Origin of the sequence: Pseudomonas sp. NBRC 111140 (genome assembly GCF_001320885.1) — a bacterium.
Lineage (GTDB): Bacteria > Pseudomonadota > Gammaproteobacteria > Pseudomonadales > Pseudomonadaceae > Aquipseudomonas > Aquipseudomonas putida_P.
This window is the reverse complement of sequence record NZ_BCBQ01000026.1, coordinates 1-13,759: the sequence shown is the minus strand read 5'-3', so window position 1 is coordinate 13,759 and position 13,759 is coordinate 1. Positions and strand designations below refer to the sequence as shown.

The window sequence follows — 13,759 nt, the reverse complement described above, 5'->3', positions numbered from 1 at the left end:
ACGTAAAGAATACGCATTATGCCCCAAGCGCAGCGTCGATGCGCCACGTTCGACGGAAAAGCATCGCCAATAAAAAGGCCACCTCGGGGGGTGGCCTTTTCAGCAATCAACCTTTCAGCACGAAGCTGACAAGTCTCACTCAGCCTTGTTGATCGGCTTTTCCGGGTACCAGGCGTCCAGCAGCGGGCTGACTTCGATCTTGGTCAGTTCGCTACGGCCTTTGAGCCAGGCTTCAACGGCAGCACGCTGTTCTTCGCTGACCGAGCCACGTTTGACCGAGCAAACCAGGCCGAAATCGTCACCGCCTACATAATCCAGGCCGTTGGCGTCCATGGCTTCTTCCAGGAACGCGTCGAGGAAAGCATCGATTGCCTGGTCATCCAGATCTTCCTTGAATTCCAGGTTCAGCTCGAAGCCCAATTCCTGAAACTCGTCGACACACAGCTTCTTGCGCAGACGACGGGAGCGGTTTGTGGCCATGAAACAATCCTCTTAGGTAATAACGCCGCGCAGTCTACCAGTTAACACGCTTGGCTGCCTGCCTGAGTATCTGTGCTTGTGGCCAACTCCTTGGTCAGCGCACGTTCCACGCGGCACATATGCCGTGCCAGTGCCTGGCGCCGCAAGCGCACCTGGGCAGTGGGCAAACCAGCGGCTTCAAGCGCTTCGCAGGCCGCCATCAGGTAAGGGGCTTTCAGCATGCGCGCGGCGCTCAGCACCTTGTGGGCATGCTCGGTGATCGCGCCGCTGTCATGTTGCGGATGCAGCATCATCAAGCTGGCGAGGTCGGCCTGCAGGCTCTGCTGCAAGGCCAGCAGGAAGCGCTGGCGCTCGAGTGGGTCAGGCCCTACCACGGCGGCCAGGCCGTCCAGCTGGTACAGCTTGCGTCGGGGGCGGTGTTGGCGGCGAGGGCGAATACCCGCCAGTCGCTGGCTGAGGGTGCTCAAGCTGATGGGCTTGAGCAGGCAGTCGTCCATGCCTGCGCTCAGGCACTTGCGGCGTACTTCCGGCTGTGCGTTGGCGGTATAGCCAAGGATGGTGCAGCGTGGCCGCTTGCCATGGCGTTCTTCGGTACGCACGGCCGTCGCCAGTTGGTAACCGTTCATGTGCGGCATGTTGCAGTCGAGTACCACGACATCGAATTCGCCCGCTCGCCAGGTGGCCAGGCCCTCGCGGCCATCGCGGGCGCTGCTGTGTTCCAGGCCCAGGTAGGCAAGCTGTTGCGCCATCAACTGCAGGTTGGCCGGGTGATCATCGATCACCAGCACGTTCAGCCGTGGGTCGGGGACATCGAGGTGCTCGGGCAACGGTGCCGGCAGCACGGCGCCATCGACCCGTAGCAATGGCATCTTCAGCCGCACCTGGGTGCCGACATCTTCCAGGCTCTTGATGGACAGGTTGGCGCCCATCATGTCGCACAGGTTGCGGCAGATGGCCAGGCCCAGCCCGGTACCTGCACGGGCGCCCTGGCTGTGCGGGTTGGCCTGAATGAACGGGTTGAACAGGCGCTGCAGGTCGTCGGCGTGGATGCCGATGCCACTGTCGCGCACTTCAAGCTCCAGCGTTGCTGGCGTGTCAGCGCCCTCGTTCAGCAGGTCGACGCAAATACGCACCTGGCCGTGCTCGGTGAACTTTATGGCGTTGCTCACCAGGTTGGACAGCACCTGCTTGAAGCGCAGGGGGTCAAGCAGAACGTGGCAACGTGCGGCCGGCGCGATCATCACTTCCAGGGCCAAGCCTTTTTGCCGCGCCTGGCCATCGAAAATGCGCCCCACCGATTCGATCAAGGCCGCCAGGTCGACCGCCTCCGGGGCCAGGGACAAGTGCCCGGACTCGATCCGTACGATATCCAGAATATCGCCGATAAGGCCCAGCAGGTCCTTGGCCGAATGGTGTGCCAGTTCCAGCGCGCTGCGGTCCACCCGGCCCTGGTCGGCACGCTTGACTGCCAGCTCGAGCATGCCGATGACGGCGTTCATCGGGGTACGAATTTCGTGGCTGATGGTGGCCAGAAACGTGCTTTTGGCGCGGTTGGCATCGTCCGCCTGCTGCTTGGCCTGGCGCAGATCCATGACCAGTTGGCGGCGATCGCTGATGTCTATCCAGCCGCCGATGATGCCCTGCACTTCACCCAGGGAGTCGCGGTACGGCAAGATCCAGTGGTAGATGGTCAGTTCCCGACCCTTGATCCGTAGTGGACGGTCCTTGATCAGCGGTGAGCCCGCGGCCATGACTTCCAGGTGATCAGCCTGGATCTGCCGAGTCTGCTCGCTATCGGCGAACAGGCTGCAGTCCAGCTGTTTGCCGATAACCTGATCAGAGCTGGCCTGCACGGCTTCGAGGTAGCTGTAGTTACAACTTTTCAGGCACCCCTCGCGGTCACGCACATACATCGGGTGGGGGGTGCCGTTAAGCAGGGCACGCATGAATGCCAGCTGGTCGTTCAGCGCACGCTCGGCATGCTGACGCTGGCGAATCTGCAGGCGCAGGCGAGCGTTCCAGAGCAAGGCCAGCAGCAGAAGCAGGGCCGTGCCCAGCACCACCTGCAGGGCAAGCTGGCTATAGTCCCTGACGTTGTTATCTTCATGTCGGCCAAAGCCGCTCCAGCGGTTGTTGATTACCCCCAGCTCCTCCGGTGAGATGCTCAGCAGGGCCTTGTCGAGGATCGACACCAACGCAGGTGACTGGGCAGTGGTGGCCATCGCGAAATTGGCCGGTTCGCTACCGATCGAGGTGCGGATCACCAGTTCGGGGTTGCTGGCCAAGGCGTGGTTAGCATCTATCAGGGTGGTGATTACCGCATCTACGGCACCGCTGTTGAGTAACGCCATCGAGTAGAACGCGCTTTCGGTCTCGACCCAGCCGACCTGCGGATAGTGCCGCGACAGCATGGCGTCCATGGCGCTGTAGCGGGCGATGGCGATGCGATGACCTTGCAGTTGATCCAGCGAATTGAAGGCCGGATTGTCCTTGCAACTGACCAGCACATAGGTGCTTTCCAGGTAGGGACGGCTTAGTTGGAGGTTGTCCTCGCCCGCCTCCGTGGTAGCCAATGCAGCAATCACATCCGCCCGGCCATCCTTCAGGCGAGCGATCATGTCGGCGATGCCGCTGGCGCGCTGTACTTCGAAACGCAAACCAGTGCGCAGGCGAATGAGCTCCAGCAGGTCGGCGGTGATGCCGCGAAAATGCCCCGCGTCGTCGAAATAGGATAGCGGGGCAGCTGTGTCGTCGATGACCACACGCATCACCGGGTGATCCTGCAACCATTGTTCCTCGCTTTCGCTCAACTGCAGGTTGCGGTCGGTCAACAGTAGGTCGCTGCCGGCGCTCCAGCGTTTGAAGATGCTGGCGCGCAGGGCTGGGGGCTGGTTGTCGAGGACGGCGTTCACCAGTTCCAACAGCAGGGTATCCTGTTGGCGCAGGGCAAAGCCGAAGCCGATGGCCTCATGCTTGCTGAAGTTGGCCATGCGCAGACGTGGCAGGTGGCCGCGGTTGAGCAGGTAGTGCGTGGAGATGGTGTCACCGATGAACACGTCGGCCTGGCCGAACGCAACGGCGTTCAATGCCTGGCTGGAAGAACCAAAGGCCAGCAGCTCTGCCTTGGGGTAGGCGCTGAGCACTTCCTGTCTGGGCAGGTAGTGGTAGAGCATGCCCAGGCGCATGCCGGTCAGGTCCAGGTCCAGCGCCCAGTTTTCGTCTTCACGCGTTACCAGTACCGGTTGATCGATGGCATAGGGGTGTGACAGCGCCAGGGCGTCATTGTCCGCCTCGTACCCATTGGCACTGCCCAGCAGGTCGATATCGCCGTTTCTGAGCGCCTCTACCGCAGCCTGTCGGCTGGAGAAGCGCAGCACCCGTACCGGCAACTGCAGGGCCTTGCCGATCAGGCTGGCGTAGTCGGCGGTCAGGCCCTGGTAATCATGGCCGCCACTGGTGATGTCAAACGGCGGATAGTCGGGGGCCGAGGTACCCAGCACCAGTTCCTGACGACCTTCCAGCCATTGCCGTTGTTCGGTCGTGAGCCGGGGCTGAGCCGGGGCGGACGATGTGCGTGCCAGCAACGTAAAGGACGAGGCTTCAAGATGGGCAGCCTGTGTCCCACCGCTGAACAGCAGCAGCGCGAGCAACAGGCGGGCGAGCGCGCAGGTCATGACCACTCTCAGACCAGCGCATTGCGCTTGGCCATTTCGATCAAGTCGACCAGCGTGTTGACCTGTAGCTTGTGCATGAGGCGCTTCTTGTAGGTGCTGACGGTCTTGCTGCTGAGAAACATGCCCTTGGCAATTTCCTTGTTGCTGCGGCCTTGAGCGAAAAGTTGCAGTACCATCAATTCACGGTCATTTACCTGGCGAAAAAGTTGCAAGTCGGTATCGATCACCTGGTTGTGCTTAATGGCCTGGCTGGGGAAATAGTTATAACCGGCCAGTACGGCTTTGATAGCACTGAGCAGTTCACTCAGGTCTTCCTGCTTGCACACGTAACCTGCGGCACCCGAGTGCATGCAGCGTACGGCAAACAATGCCGGGGATTGTGCAGTCAATACCAGCACCTTCAAGGGCAGGGCCATGGACTGAAACCGGGAAAGCACCTCCAGGCCGTCTAGCTTGGGAATGCTGATGTCGAGGATGACCAGATCGGGGTTGCTCTCGCGGATCATCTGCATGGCGTCTACGCCATTGTCCGACTCGCCGACAATTTTGTAGTTCTGGTTTTCCAACAGCATACGGACGGCCAGGCGGATGACCGGGTGGTCGTCAACAATAAATATGGAGTGCATGTTCAACTTCCCTGCGGTCGATTGACGGTGACAGGTGGCACCTTATCGCAGTTGGAAGTCGTCTGGCATGGGAGGAAGGGCTGTTAGCGCCATATGGGAAATGGCTTACAAGATAAAACAAAACGGGCTACGAAATAGGCATGCTTAACGCAATGTCAAAGCGCACTTAGTAACTTTTCATTGATATTTATACGTGGTGTTTAGTTTTCAGCCAGCATGCGTAGGAAGTTTCCTGCAACACGCGGAGCAGCGCTGGGCCGAGCCCAGGCTGCACCGACGTGGTTCAGGTCGGGCTGGAGCGCCCGGTCATTTCCCGCGCCATTTCACTGGCGTAGCTGTCGGTCATGCCGGCGATAAAGTCGATCATGCGCAGGAAGGCGCTGTGCAACGAGGCGTGCGGGTCTGGTGCGTTGTTGCCGATCAGGTCCAGCACCCGGCGGCTCTTGAACGATGGCGTGCGCCCTCCGTGCTGTTCGAGTGCCGCACCGCAGAAGGTGTTCAGCAGTATTTCCAGGGTGGTGTAGGCGCCGATTTCGTGCAGGGTCTTACGCTTGTCCTGGAAGATTTTGTTGCGTGCCATGTCCTTGGCCTGCAGCACGCAGCGCTTGGCCGGGCCGTGCATATGCTCGACCAGGTCACCCGGCAGTCGCCCGGCCAGCAACGCCTGCTGCTGTTCGACGAAGGCGTGGGCGGCGGCGTTGGTCAGGTGTTCGATGGCCTTGCCGCGCAGGATTGCCAGCTTGCGTCTGCGGGAGTCGCGCGGGCCGAGCTGGCGGTAGGTTTCCGGCAGGTCTTCGCCGACCAGGTCGAGCAACAGCGCTTCGACTTCGGCGTATTGCAGCAGCTCCATTTCCAGGCCGTCTTCCAGGTCGATCAGCGCGTAACAGATGTCATCGGCAGCTTCCATCAGGTAAACCAGTGGGTGGCGCGCCCAGCGCTGGTGCTCCAGTTGGGGCAGGCCGAGCTTGCGGGCTATCTGCTCGAGCAGGGGTAGTTCGCTCTGGTAGCTGCCGAACTTGTGCTTCTTGTAGCCCAGGGCGTCGGCATGGCGGGCGCTCCAGGGGTACTTGAGGTAGGTGCCGAGGGTGGCATAGGTCAGCCGGGTGCCCCCGTCGAACTGGTGATACTCCAGTTGGGTGAGCACGCGAAAGCCTTGGGCGTTGCCTTCGAAGTTGAGGAAGTCGGCTCGCTCGTCGTCGCTCATGTCGTCCAGCCAGCCACGCCCGGCGGCCTGCTGGAACCAGTGGCGAATGGCGTCTTCGCCGGAGTGGCCGAAGGGCGGGTTGCCGATGTCGTGGGCCAGGCAGGCCGACTGCACGATCATCCCCAGGTCACTGGGGGCGCACCAGTCCGGCAGGCTGTCGCGCAGGGTTTCGCCGACGCGCATGCCCAGCGAGCGACCCACGCAGCTGACTTCCAGCGAATGGGTCAGGCGCGTGTGGATATGGTCGTTGCTGGAAACCGGGTGCACCTGGGTCTTGCGCCCGAGGCGGCGAAAGGCACCAGAGAAGATGATGCGGTCGTGGTCTTTGTGGAAGGGGCTGCGCCCGAGTTCATCGGCGCTGTACAGGGCTTTGCCCAGGCGTTCGCGGGTAAGCAGGGTGTGCCAGTCCAAGGCGCGGTCTCCGGTCGTTCGAAGCCAGCAGCATAGCCTGTAGGGGCAGCACAAGGCAGCTCCTGCAGGCTGCGCGCGTGTTCAGGGGCGGCGGTTGCCTTGCAGGTACAGGCGTACCAGCGGCAGCAGGCTGGTGCCCAACCGTACCAGGCGCGTCAGGTTGCCGCTGCGCACGCCTTTACCCGTGAGGAAGCCCAGCGCTACCACGGCGCCGATGCCCCACAGGGGCGCATGCTTGATTCCCAGGCCATCTTGCAGCGAGCTGCCCATGCCGCGTACGCGGCGCAGCGGCTCAAGCAACTGCCCGGACTCGTGGCGAATTTCCTGGCGGTGCATCTCCATGCGCAGGCGCAACAGCGCCTTGCGCAGTTCTCGCGGGTTACGCGTGTTCGGCAGTTCTGGCAGGCTCATGGCAACAGGCGCTCCCGGTCCTTGGCAAGTTCTTCGAGGGTGGCGCCGAAGGGCGATGACTCGTCGAACACCGCCGCCTTAAGGCGTACACCGCAGTACAGCGCAGCAATGCCATAGAACACGCACAGGCCGATGATCCCGGCCAGTCGATAGCTGTCCCACAGCAGCACCAGCAGCAGCCCGGACAGTGCGGTCAGCAGCAGCAGGGCGAACACCAGGCCCAGCCCGGCGAACAGCAGCAGGCGCAAGGTCCGGCCTTTCTGCTCCTGCAGCTCGATGCCGAACAGCTCGATGTGGCTGTGCAGCAGTCCCAGCGCGGCCGCGCCCAGGCGCCTGCCCGAGGCGCCGGAAGCGTTGGCTTCATTCTCCATGGGAACCCCTTAGCGCCGGTTGGCCAGCAGGCCGATCAACAGGCCGACGCCGGCCGCGATGCCGATCGCCTGCCACGGGTTTTCCTGTACGTACTGCTCGGCGCTGCCCAGCGCCGCCTGGCCGCGATCACGCACCGAGTCCTGGGTCAGTTGCAGGGTTTCGCGGGCCTGGGCCAGACGGTCGTGAATCTGTTCGCGCAATTCGTCGGCCTGGTCTCCGGCCAGGTTGGCGGTGTCCGCCAGCAGCTTCTCGGTGTCGCGCACCAAGGCCTGGAAGTCAGCCATCAATATCTCTTGTGCAGTCTTTGCCGATTTGCTGGCCATGGGTCTCTCCCTGTCGATGAGTGTTGGTAGTTCGAGTAACAGCACGCGTGGAAGGTTCAAGTGCCGGTGCTGGTATGGGCCTTGCTAAGCCTTTGCCACGTTGCGGGGCGCCTCTGGCGGGTTTTGCGCCGTTTCAGGGCGCCATACGCAGCGAATACCGATAAACCTTAACCCAATCCACGACAAACCCAAGAAAAAACCACGCAGGCTTCGCCCGGCTCACCGAAGCAGGGCAGGGGGCTGGCACCGATTCGGTGCAGGGATGCAGGTTCTTGAACTGTCCTGGTGCCTTTTCAGCAGGTCTGCCTATTTCATGGAAAACATGCACAGCGCGATGGACTCCCTGGTCCACGGTTCCAACACCCTGTTCATACTCATGGGCGCCATTCTGGTGCTGGCCATGCATGCCGGCTTCGCGTTCCTCGAAGTGGGCACGGTGCGCCACAAGAACCAGGTCAACGCCTTGTCGAAGATCCTCAGCGACTTTGCCATTTCAGCGCTGGTGTACTTCTTTATAGGCTACTGGATCGCTTATGGGGTCAACTTCCTCCAGCCAGCGGCGACCCTGGCTGCCGACCATGGCTATGCGCTGGTCAAGTGCTTCTTCCTGCTCACCTTCGCGGCGGCGATCCCGGCGATCATCTCGGGTGGTATCGCCGAGCGGGCGCGCTTCGTTCCGCAGCTGTGTGCCACGGCGTTGATCGTGGCGTTCGTCTACCCGTTCTTCGAGGGTGTGGTATGGAACGGTAACCTGGGCGTGCAGGCCTGGCTGCAAGCACGCTTCGGCGCGCCGTTCCATGACTTTGCCGGCTCTGTGGTGGTGCATGCCATGGGCGGCTGGCTGGCGCTGGCGGCGGTGCTGTTGCTGGGTGCGCGCCGTGGGCGCTACCGCGATGGGCGGCTGGTGGCGTTTGCGCCGTCGAGCATTCCTTTCCTGGCACTGGGCTCGTGGATCCTGATCATCGGCTGGTTCGGCTTCAACGTCATGAGCGCCCAGACCTTGCAGGGTGTCAGCGGCCTGGTGGCGATCAACTCGCTGATGGCCATGGTCGGCGGCACACTGTCGGCCCTGCTGGCCGGGCGCAACGACCCGGGCTTCCTGCACAACGGGCCGCTGGCCGGGCTGGTGGCAATTTGCGCCGGCTCCGACCTGATGCACCCGATTGGCGCACTGGCCACTGGTCTGGTGGCGGGTGCACTGTTCGTCTGGACCTTCACCGCAGCGCAGAACCGCTGGAAGATCGACGACGTACTCGGCGTGTGGCCATTGCACGGCTTGTGCGGTGTGTGGGGTGGCATTGCCTGCGGCATCTTCGGCCAGGTGGCGTTGGGCGGCATGGGGGGTGTCAGCCTGGTCAGCCAACTGCTGGGCAGCCTGATGGGCGTGCTGGTGGCCTTGGTCGGTGGCTTTGCCGTGTACGGGGCAATTCGTGCGCTGCACGGCCTGCGCTTGAGCCATGAGCAGGAGTTCCAGGGCGCGGACTTGTCGTTGCACCGTATTGGCGCCACCAGCCAGGATTGAGCCAGGTCAGGTGCATGACGGGCGCGACAGACCTAGAATAGGTTTCTCTGCATGCCAAACCGGGATCTGCTCCATGCTGCCTGAATGCCAACTGTTCGGCACCCTCGGCTGCCACCTGTGCGAAGTGGCCGAGGCTGTGCTGATGCCTTTCGTCGATCACGGCCTGCTGGTGGAACTGGTCGACATCGCCGAGAGCGAGTCCTTGTTCGAGCGCTATGGCTTGATCATTCCGGTGCTGCGGCGCTGCGACAACAGCGCCGAGTTGCACTGGCCGTTCGATGCCGAACAGGTGGTGGCCTTTCTTGGGCAATGAAGGCCGCAGAGGAGTTGCAACCCTGCTCCATGGTCTGTGAAGCGAGCTGATGATCAGGTTCCGGCGCACTGGCGCCCAGACCTTCTCCATCATCGGAATCGCTCGCCATGTTGATCACTCCCCATTTCACCTTCGATGAAATGACCGTTTCCCAGCTCGCCGCCAGGGACGGATTCGATAACACCCCACCCCCTGAAGCCAGGGCCAACCTGCTGTTGCTGTGCTGTGCGCTGGAACAGGTACGTGCACTGTTCGACGCGCCCATCATTGTCAGCAGCGGCTATCGCAGCGAAAAGGTCAACCGGCTGATCGGCGGTGCCGTGAGCAGCCAGCATGTGCAAGGGCTGGCGGCGGACTTCACGGTGGTCGAGGTCAGCCCGCGTGAGACCGTGCGGCGGATCAGCGAAAGTGGCGTGCCCTTCGATCAACTCATTCTGGAATTCGACAAATGGGTGCATCTGTCAGTGGCGCGAGACACGCCGCGTAGACAGGTGCTGACCATACGCAAAGGGAGCGGCTACCTGGCGGGGCTGCAATGAAGCGCATTGACGGCAGCAAGGGTATGTTCGTATGCTGTATATAAATACAGTATTGAGGTGAAGCCATGCTCAACGTCGAGCAACTCAAGTACAGCGTCAACCGCATGCCCGTGGAGCGGGTGGCCGACGCCGTTCTGGAACTGCGCCTCGAAGGCCTGGTGACCGACGACCGCACGCCGTTCGGCAAGGTCCACTTCAATACCTGCTTCGCCGAGATCGAGGCCTTGTTCCAGCGTGCCGGTTACCACCGTGGGCTGGATGTGGTGGGCTACCAGGGGTTGCTCTATGCCCTCTATGACCCTGGCCGCTGGGAACCTGTGCAGGTGCTGCGCTGGCTGAAGGAACGCAGCGAGGCAGTGGCCGAGGCTGGTTGAGGGCGCGGGCTTGGGCGATAATGCGCGGCCGTGAACGTTACGAGCCTTGCCATGACCACGCCTTTCGACCCCGCCCGCCAGCAAGCCAGCACGGTGTGCCTGCCACCCGGTAATTGGGCGACAGTGCTCGATTGCTTGTGTGACCATTTCAAGGCCATCGACCGCGCCCAGTGGCTTGACCGCTTTGCCCGTGGCCGGGTGTTGAATGCCGAGGGGCAGGCGGTTTCCGCCGAGCTGCCTTACAAGCGTGGCATGCGTTTGCACTACTTCCGCGAAGTGCCGAACGAACGGCCAATCCCGGTGCAGGAGGTGGTGCTGCATGTGGACGAGCACTTGGTGGTGGCCGACAAACCGCATTTCCTACCGGTGACGCCGACGGGTGAGTACGTCGAGCAGACCTTGCTGCGCCGACTGATCCGTCGTCTGGGCAACCCACATTTGGTGCCGTTGCACCGCATTGACCGGCACACCGCAGGGCTTGTGCTGTTTTCCGCCAACCCGCAAAGCCGCAGCGCCTACCAGCGACTGTTCCCCGAGCGGCGTATCGACAAGCGCTACCAGGCCATTGCCGCTGCCATGCCGCAGCATGCATTTCCACTTGTGCACAAAAGCCGCCTGGTGCATGGCGAGCCGTTTTTTCGCATGCACGAAGTTGAGGGCGAGGCCAACAGTGAAACCCTGGCCCAAGTGCTGGAAAAGAACGGTGAGCTGTGGCGCTATGGCTTGTCGCCAGTGACAGGCAAGACCCATCAGCTACGCGTGCACATGGCAGCGTTGGGGGCGGGGATCAGCAACGACCCTTTCTATCCGCAGTTGCGCAACGAAGAAGATGATTATCAGCGACCGCTGAAACTGTTGGCGCACAGCTTGCGTTTCGACGACCCGCTGAGCGGCGAAGAGCGCTTTTTCGAAAGCCGCTTGCAGTTGGACTGGTAACGCAGCAAGCCGGGCTCACGCGGTCCCTGCAGGCAGCCTTGTGTCGCGAAAGGGCGTTCCTACAGGGACGGCGCAAGCCTGCTGCAATCAGCGGTTGAACCGCTCCACCAACGAATACTGGCTCCCTGCCGTGCTGGTCAGTTCCTCGCTAAGCAGTGCCGAGTGCTGCGCCTGCTCGGCGGTCTGGTCGGCCAGTTCGGCAATGGTGCTGATGTTGCGGCTGATTTCGTCAGCCACTGCGGTCTGCTCCTCGGTCGCTGCGGCAATCTGGGTGGCCATGTCGGTGATGTTGGCCACCGCTTCGCTGATCCCCACCAATGCTTCGTCAGCCTGCATCACCCGGTCGACACCTTCCTGCGCCTGGCGGTGGCCGGTTTCCATGGTCAGCACGGCATTGCTGGCGGTTTGTTGCAACTTGGCGATCAGGCCGTGGATCTGCCCGGTGGATTCGGCGGTGCGCTGGGCCAGCTGGCGCACTTCATCGGCTACCACGGCAAAGCCGCGGCCCATTTCACCGGCACGCGCCGCTTCGATGGCCGCATTCAGCGCCAGCAGGTTGGTCTGGTCGGCAATACCCTTGATCACGTCGACCACGCCACCAATTTCATCGCTGTCCTTGGCCAGTTGCGTCACCGTCTGGCCGGTTTCGCCCACCGCCGCCGACAGGCGTTCAATGGCCTCGCGGGTTTCCCCGGCAATCTGCCGGCCCTGGCTGGTCAGGCGGTTGGCTTCCTGGGTGGCGTCGGCAGTACGCTGCACGTGGTTGGCCACTTCCTGAGTGGTGGCGGCCATCTGGTTTACCGCAGCGGCAACCTGCTCGGTCTCCACTCGCTGGCGTTCCAGCCCCGAGGAGCTCTTGTGCGCCAGGGCATCGGACTGACGCGCCTGGTCGCTGAGGTGCTCGGCACTGTCCTGCAGGCGGGTCAGGCAGGTTTTCATGCGGGCATCCTGGCTGAGCATGGCCATTTCCAGGCGCGCCTGCACGCCACGGCTGTCGGTGTACATCTGTGCGATCAGCGGGTCGGAAGTGGTCTGTTCGGCCAGACGCAACAGGCGCTTGAGGCCGCGTTGCTGCCAGCTCAGGCCGAGCAGGCCCAAGGGCACGGATAGCCCGGCAGCCAGGGCAAAGCCCCAGGAATGGCCCAGCCAGTTGCCGATCAGGAAGCCTACCTGGCTGATGAGGATGAACGGCAGCCAGTCCTGCAGCACTGGTAGCCACTTGTCCCTGCGAGGTACGGCCGGCTTGCCCTGGTTGATGCGCTGGTACAGGCCTTCGGCGCGACGGATCTGCTCGGCGGTGGGTTTGACTCGCACCGACTCGAAGCCGACAACTTGGTTGTTATCGAAGATGGGTGTGACGTAGGCGTTGACCCAGTAATGGTCGCCAGACTTGCAGCGGTTCTTGACGATACCCATCCATGGCTGGCCCTGCTTGAGGGTTTGCCACATGTGGGCAAACACTGCAGCCGGCACGTCGGGGTGGCGTACCAGGTTGTGCGGCGCGCCCGTCAGCTCTTCGCGGGTGAAACCGCTGATTTCGATGAAGGCATCGTTGCAGTAGGTGATCACGCCCTTGGCGTTGGTGGTGGAGATCAACCGCTGCTGGGCAGGGAAAGTCCGTTCTCTCTGGGTAATCGGCTGGTTGTTACGCATGGGTTGATAGTCCGCAGGGCTTTGGACGGTTATCGGCAAGCGGCTGGTTTTATTGAATGATTATTTAATGGAGCGTCGTTGGAGCTATGGCGCCTGTGAAATCGAGCGCCGCGCGGGCGGCGCTCGATTTCACAGGCGCTGCATATCTTCAGCCAGGCACCTCAGCCAGCAATCAGCTGACGCAACACATAATGCAGAATGCCCCCGGCCCTGAAATACTCCACTTCATTCAGGGTATCGATCCGGCACAACACGTCGATCTGTTCCTGCTGGCCATCCTCGCGGGTGATGCGCAAGGGCAAGCTCATGCCCGGGCGAATCTGCGCGCCGTTCAAACCCAGCACATCGATTTGCTCCTTGCCGGTGAGCCCCAGCTGCTTGCGGTCGTTCCCGGCCTTGAATTGCAGCGGCAGCACGCCCATGCCGACCAGGTTGGAGCGATGAATACGCTCGAAGCTTTCTGCGAGCACGGCTTTGACACCCAGCAGGTTGGTACCCTTGGCTGCCCAGTCGCGGCTCGAGCCGGTGCCGTATTCCTGGCCGGCGATCACCACCAGCGGGGTGCCTTCCTGCTGGTAACGCATGGCCGCATCATAGATCGACAACTTCTCGCCAGTGGGCACGTGCAAGGTGTTGCCGCCTTCTTCCCCCCCCAGCATTTCGTTGCGGATACGGATGTTGGCGAAGGTGCCACGCATCATCACCTCGTGGTTGCCACGCCGCGAGCCGTAGGAGTTGAAGTCGCGTGGTTCTACGCCTTGTTCGCGCAGGTAGCGCCCGGCCGGGCTGTCGGCCTTGATGTTGCCGGCGGGGGAGATGTGGTCGGTGGTCACCGAGTCGCCCAGCAGTGCCAGCACCCGCGCGCCGTGGATGTCGGCGATGGCTGGTGGCGGCCCGCCGATGCCGTCGAAGAACGGCGGG

At 62.3% G+C, this 13,759-nt stretch carries 13 protein-coding genes and 1 pseudogene; 5 read left to right on the top strand and 9 right to left on the bottom strand.

Annotated features, from left to right (window positions below):
* Positions 1 to 135: 135 nt before the first annotated feature.
* From APH42_RS10975 to APH42_RS10945, 7 genes are all read right to left on the bottom strand, one after another.
* Positions 136 to 480, bottom strand: coding sequence for a YggL family protein (locus APH42_RS10975; RefSeq protein WP_003248695.1), 345 nt, complete (start codon positions 478 to 480; stop codon positions 136 to 138).
* A 41-nt stretch (positions 481 to 521) separates the two neighbouring features.
* Complete coding sequence (locus APH42_RS10970; protein ID WP_060493279.1) at positions 522 to 4,154, bottom strand: transporter substrate-binding domain-containing protein; 3,633 nt, start codon at positions 4,152 to 4,154, stop codon at positions 522 to 524.
* 8 nt (positions 4,155 to 4,162) lie between these two features.
* Positions 4,163 to 4,780, bottom strand: a complete 618-nt coding sequence (locus tag APH42_RS10965) for a response regulator transcription factor (RefSeq protein ID WP_012271309.1) — start codon at positions 4,778 to 4,780, stop codon at positions 4,163 to 4,165.
* Between the two features lie 283 nt (positions 4,781 to 5,063).
* Entirely contained in the window at positions 5,064 to 6,395 is a 1,332-nt protein-coding gene (locus tag APH42_RS10960) for a deoxyguanosinetriphosphate triphosphohydrolase (protein ID WP_041166433.1), read from the bottom strand.
* An 81-nt stretch (positions 6,396 to 6,476) separates the two neighbouring features.
* Positions 6,477 to 6,806, bottom strand: coding sequence for a hypothetical protein (locus APH42_RS10955; RefSeq protein ID WP_012271311.1), 330 nt, complete (start codon positions 6,804 to 6,806; stop codon positions 6,477 to 6,479).
* Positions 6,803 to 7,177: a phage holin family protein gene (locus APH42_RS10950; RefSeq protein ID WP_012271312.1), complete on the bottom strand. Its 375-nt coding sequence runs from the start codon at positions 7,175 to 7,177 to the stop codon at positions 6,803 to 6,805. The genes APH42_RS10955 and APH42_RS10950 overlap by 4 nt, the downstream gene beginning before the upstream one ends.
* Before the next feature lie 9 nt (positions 7,178 to 7,186).
* Positions 7,187 to 7,501 (bottom strand): YqjD family protein, encoded by a 315-nt coding sequence (locus APH42_RS10945; RefSeq protein WP_012271313.1) that lies wholly within the window; start codon positions 7,499 to 7,501, stop codon positions 7,187 to 7,189.
* A gap of 313 nt (positions 7,502 to 7,814) precedes the next feature.
* Between APH42_RS10945 and APH42_RS10940 the strand changes: the two genes are divergently transcribed.
* The 5 genes from APH42_RS10940 (at position 7,815) to APH42_RS10920 (ending at position 11,185) form a co-directional block, all read left to right on the top strand.
* Entirely contained in the window at positions 7,815 to 9,023 is a 1,209-nt protein-coding gene (locus tag APH42_RS10940; RefSeq protein ID WP_012271314.1) for an ammonium transporter, read from the top strand.
* 73 nt (positions 9,024 to 9,096) lie between these two features.
* Complete coding sequence (locus tag APH42_RS10935) at positions 9,097 to 9,336, top strand: glutaredoxin family protein (protein ID WP_012271315.1); 240 nt, start codon at positions 9,097 to 9,099, stop codon at positions 9,334 to 9,336.
* Between the two features lie 107 nt (positions 9,337 to 9,443).
* Positions 9,444 to 9,875: a D-Ala-D-Ala carboxypeptidase family metallohydrolase gene (locus tag APH42_RS10930; protein WP_012271316.1), complete on the top strand. Its 432-nt coding sequence runs from the start codon at positions 9,444 to 9,446 to the stop codon at positions 9,873 to 9,875.
* Between the two features lie 65 nt (positions 9,876 to 9,940).
* Positions 9,941 to 10,249 carry a hypothetical protein gene (locus APH42_RS10925; protein WP_012271317.1) on the top strand — a complete coding sequence of 103 codons (309 nt, stop codon included), beginning with the start codon at positions 9,941 to 9,943 and terminating at the stop codon, positions 10,247 to 10,249.
* 51 nt (positions 10,250 to 10,300) lie between these two features.
* The gene (locus APH42_RS10920; RefSeq protein ID WP_060493278.1) at positions 10,301 to 11,185 is read left to right on the top strand and encodes a pseudouridine synthase; all 885 of its coding nucleotides are present in this window, start codon (positions 10,301 to 10,303) and stop codon (positions 11,183 to 11,185) included.
* An 87-nt stretch (positions 11,186 to 11,272) separates the two neighbouring features.
* Here the strand turns inward: APH42_RS10920 and APH42_RS10915 are convergent, their stop codons facing one another.
* Both APH42_RS10915 and APH42_RS10910 read right to left on the bottom strand, forming a co-directional pair.
* Positions 11,273 to 12,838 (bottom strand): PAS domain-containing methyl-accepting chemotaxis protein, encoded by a 1,566-nt coding sequence (locus APH42_RS10915; protein WP_012271319.1) that lies wholly within the window; start codon positions 12,836 to 12,838, stop codon positions 11,273 to 11,275.
* A gap of 161 nt (positions 12,839 to 12,999) precedes the next feature.
* Positions 13,000 to 13,759 (bottom strand): annotated as a pseudogene (locus APH42_RS10910) (aconitate hydratase); the annotation flags it as partial.

Bases quoted from the DNA above. Each gene is read 5' to 3' on its own strand.
- APH42_RS10975 (WP_003248695.1), bottom strand. From the start codon at position 480: ATGGCCACAAACCGCTCCCGTCGTCTGCGCAAGAAGCTGTGTGTCGAC.
- APH42_RS10970 (WP_060493279.1), bottom strand. From the start codon at position 4,154: ATGACCTGCGCGCTCGCCCGCCTGTTGCTCGCGCTGCTGCTGTTCAGC.
- APH42_RS10965 (WP_012271309.1), bottom strand. From the start codon at position 4,780: ATGCACTCCATATTTATTGTTGACGACCACCCGGTCATCCGCCTGGCC.
- APH42_RS10955 (WP_012271311.1), bottom strand. From the start codon at position 6,806: ATGAGCCTGCCAGAACTGCCGAACACGCGTAACCCGCGAGAACTGCGC.
- APH42_RS10950 (WP_012271312.1), bottom strand. From the start codon at position 7,177: ATGGAGAATGAAGCCAACGCTTCCGGCGCCTCGGGCAGGCGCCTGGGC.
- APH42_RS10945 (WP_012271313.1), bottom strand. From the start codon at position 7,501: ATGGCCAGCAAATCGGCAAAGACTGCACAAGAGATATTGATGGCTGAC.
- APH42_RS10940 (WP_012271314.1), top strand. From the start codon at position 7,815: ATGGAAAACATGCACAGCGCGATGGACTCCCTGGTCCACGGTTCCAAC.
- APH42_RS10935 (WP_012271315.1), top strand. From the start codon at position 9,097: ATGCTGCCTGAATGCCAACTGTTCGGCACCCTCGGCTGCCACCTGTGC.
- APH42_RS10930 (WP_012271316.1), top strand. From the start codon at position 9,444: ATGTTGATCACTCCCCATTTCACCTTCGATGAAATGACCGTTTCCCAG.
- APH42_RS10925 (WP_012271317.1), top strand. From the start codon at position 9,941: ATGCTCAACGTCGAGCAACTCAAGTACAGCGTCAACCGCATGCCCGTG.
- APH42_RS10920 (WP_060493278.1), top strand. From the start codon at position 10,301: ATGACCACGCCTTTCGACCCCGCCCGCCAGCAAGCCAGCACGGTGTGC.
- APH42_RS10915 (WP_012271319.1), bottom strand. From the start codon at position 12,838: ATGCGTAACAACCAGCCGATTACCCAGAGAGAACGGACTTTCCCTGCC.